The organism is Arthrobacter sp. Soil_C_60, assembly GCF_057656375.1.
Genome location: NZ_JBDGKM010000044.1, coordinates 1 through 237 on the forward strand (window position 1 = coordinate 1; position 237 = coordinate 237).

The 237-nt window shown below is 68.4% G+C and carries 1 pseudogene; it reads right to left on the reverse strand.

From position 1 onward, the window contains the following. A pseudogene (locus AC3A4M_RS22880) lies at positions 1 to 237 on the reverse strand (HNH endonuclease signature motif containing protein); the annotation flags it as partial.

Here is a 237-nt window from a genome sequence, read left to right on the forward strand (position 1 = left end):
GCAGGCGCCGACGAGGCCTTGCAGCAGTTTCTGCGGCCGGGTGGGTCCTTGCCATTCCGGATCCGCCCCCGCCCCCGCCTCCGGCCCTTCCTTGGCGGTGTCGGCGGGAGCCTGCGTGTTGCCGGCTGTTGCGGGGTCTGCGGGGGTGCCGTCGTCGGGAGCGAAGGTGGTTTTGATACGCGGGTTGGTTGCCGCGTTCATGACGGTGATGAGGTATTCGTATTGTTCCGGGGTGGC